Source organism: Vibrio galatheae, from assembly GCF_000967545.1.
GTDB lineage: Bacteria > Pseudomonadota > Gammaproteobacteria > Enterobacterales > Vibrionaceae > Vibrio > Vibrio galatheae.
This window is the reverse complement of the sequence record NZ_JXXV01000009.1, coordinates 1-3,344: the sequence shown is the minus strand read 5'-3', so window position 1 is coordinate 3,344 and position 3,344 is coordinate 1. Positions and strand designations below refer to the sequence as shown.

The window sequence follows — 3,344 nt, the reverse complement described above, 5'->3', positions numbered from 1 at the left end:
CCTGGCGATGTCCTACTCTCACATGGGGAAACCCCACACTACCATCGGCGCTAATTCGTTTCACTTCTGAGTTCGGCATGGAATCAGGTGGGTCCAAATCGCTATGGTCGCCAAGCAAATTCTTTAATTCGGAAAGCTGTTTTTTCGTTCTGACACATTCAATTTGTTCTTGCTTTGAGTCCATCAAAACCCTTTGGGTGTTGTATGGTTAAGCCTCACGGGCAATTAGTACAGGTTAGCTCAACGCCTCACAGCGCTTACACACCCTGCCTATCAACGTTCTAGTCTCGAACAACCCTTTAGGACCCTCAAGGGGTCAGGGAAGACTCATCTCAGGGCTCGCTTCCCGCTTAGATGCTTTCAGCGGTTATCGATTCCGAACTTAGCTACCGGGCAATGCGTCTGGCGACACAACCCGAACACCAGAGGTTCGTCCACTCCGGTCCTCTCGTACTAGGAGCAGCCCCCTTCAATCTTCCAACGCCCACGGCAGATAGGGACCGAACTGTCTCACGACGTTCTAAACCCAGCTCGCGTACCACTTTAAATGGCGAACAGCCATACCCTTGGGACCGACTTCAGCCCCAGGATGTGATGAGCCGACATCGAGGTGCCAAACACCGCCGTCGATATGAACTCTTGGGCGGTATCAGCCTGTTATCCCCGGAGTACCTTTTATCCGTTGAGCGATGGCCCTTCCATACAGAACCACCGGATCACTATGACCTGCTTTCGCACCTGCTCGAATTGTCATTCTCGCAGTCAAGCGGGCTTATGCCATTGCACTAACCTCACGATGTCCAACCGTGATTAGCCCACCTTCGTGCTCCTCCGTTACTCTTTGGGAGGAGACCGCCCCAGTCAAACTACCCACCAGGCACTGTCCTCAACCCGGATAACGGGTCTAAGTTAGAACATCAACACTACAAGGGTGGTATTTCAAGGACGGCTCCAACGATACTGGCGTACCGTCTTCAAAGCCTCCCACCTATCCTACACATGTAGGGTCAATGTTCAGTGCCAAGCTGTAGTAAAGGTTCACGGGGTCTTTCCGTCTAGCCGCGGGTACACTGCATCTTCACAGCGATTTCAATTTCACTGAGTCTCGGGTGGAGACAGCGTGGCCATCATTACGCCATTCGTGCAGGTCGGAACTTACCCGACAAGGAATTTCGCTACCTTAGGACCGTTATAGTTACGGCCGCCGTTTACCGGGGCTTCGATCAAGAGCTTCGCGCAAGCGCTAACCCCATCAATTAACCTTCCGGCACCGGGCAGGCGTCACACCGTATACGTCATCTTACGATTTTGCACAGTGCTGTGTTTTTAATAAACAGTTGCAGCCACCTGGTATCTGCGACTTCCGATAGCTCCATCCGCAAGGGACTTCACCGTCAGAAGCGTACCTTCTCCCGAAGTTACGGTACCATTTTGCCTAGTTCCTTCACCCGAGTTCTCTCAAGCGCCTTGGTATTCTCTACCCGACCACCTGTGTCGGTTTGGGGTACGATTCCTTACAATCTGAAGCTTAGAGGCTTTTCCTGGAAGCATGGCATCAATGACTTCACATCCGTAGATGCTCGACGTCGTGTCTCAGCCTTATGAAGAGCCGGATTTACCTAACTCTTCAGCCTACGCACTTGAACCTGGACAACCGTCGCCAGGCCCACCTAGCCTTCTCCGTCCCCCCATCGCAATTGTAAGAAGTACGGGAATATTAACCCGTTTCCCATCGACTACGCCTTTCGGCCTCGCCTTAGGGGTCGACTTACCCTGCCCCGATTAACGTTGGACAGGAACCCTTGGTCTTCCGGCGAGGGGGTTTTTCACCCCCTTTATCGTTACTCATGTCAGCATTCGCACTTCTGATACCTCCAGCATGCTTTACAACACACCTTCAACGGCTTACAGAACGCTCCCCTACCCAATGAAGTAAACTTCATTGCCGCAGCTTCGGTTTATAGCTTAGCCCCGTTACATCTTCCGCGCAGGCCGACTCGACTAGTGAGCTATTACGCTTTCTTTAAATGATGGCTGCTTCTAAGCCAACATCCTAGCTGTCTAAGCCTTCCCACATCGTTTCCCACTTAGCTATAATTTGGGACCTTAGCTGGCGGTCTGGGTTGTTTCCCTCTCCACGACGGACGTTAGCACCCGCCGTGTGTCTCCCGGATAGTACTTACTGGTATTCGGAGTTTGCAAAGGGTTGGTAAGTCGGGATGACCCCCTAGCCTTAACAGTGCTCTACCCCCAGTAGTATTCGTCCGAGGCTCTACCTAAATAGATTTCGGGGAGAACCAGCTATCTCCAGGTTTGATTGGCCTTTCACCCCTAGCCACAAGTCATCCGCTAATTTTTCAACATTAGTCGGTTCGGTCCTCCAGTTGATGTTACTCAACCTTCAACCTGCCCATGGCTAGATCACCTGGTTTCGGGTCTATATCCAGCAACTCGACGCCCAGTTAAGACTCGATTTCTCTACGGCTCCCCTAGATGGTTAACCTTGCTACTGAATATAAGTCGCTGACCCATTATACAAAAGGTACGCAGTCACACCACGAGGGTGCTCCTACTGCTTGTACGTACACGGTTTCAGGTTCTATTTCACTCCCCTCACAGGGGTTCTTTTCGCCTTTCCCTCACGGTACTGGTTCACTATCGGTCAGTCAGTAGTATTTAGCCTTGGAGGATGGTCCCCCCATATTCAGACAGGATATCACGTGTCCCGCCCTACTCGATTTCACTGATGATGAGATGTCGGTTACGGGGCTATCACCCTGTATCGCGGCACTTTCCAGAGCCTTCACCTGTCTCATTAAAAGCTTAAGGGCTAGTCCAATTTCGCTCGCCGCTACTTTCGGAATCTCGGTTGATTTCTTTTCCTCGGGGTACTTAGATGTTTCAGTTCCCCCGGTTCGCCCTGTTAACCTATGTATTCAGTTAACAGTAATACCTTATGGTATTGGGTTTCCCCATTCAGAAATCCCAGACTCAAATGGTTGTTACTACCTAATCTGGGCTTATCGCAAGTTACTACGTCTTTCATCGCCTCTGACTGCCAAGGCATCCACCGTGTACGCTTAGTCACTTAACCATACAACCCCAAAGGGTCTTCTGTTTAAACAACCAAAGTTGCCTGCATTTTTATACATGCGCAGGCACGATTTTGCCGGACTCAAATATAAACATCACAACGAGTTGTGGTGTTTCCAAGAACACTTGAATGTGTGTTGGACCCTAATGAACAAGTCATTAGGATTTGAGAACTTTTAATTTGAATAACAACGCATCTCAATGAGATGGGGATTGTTGTTATTCGTCAGCTTTCCAAATTGTTAAAGAGC

General features: G+C 50.2%; 2 rRNA genes. Both read right to left on the bottom strand.

Annotation, left to right across the window (positions count from 1 at the left end):
- Positions 1–115, bottom strand: a 5S ribosomal RNA gene (rrf, locus tag TW81_RS04440); the annotation flags it as partial.
- 89 nt (positions 116–204) lie between these two features.
- Positions 205–3,094 (bottom strand): 23S ribosomal RNA (locus TW81_RS04435).
- Between the last annotated feature and the right edge of the window lie 250 nt (positions 3,095–3,344).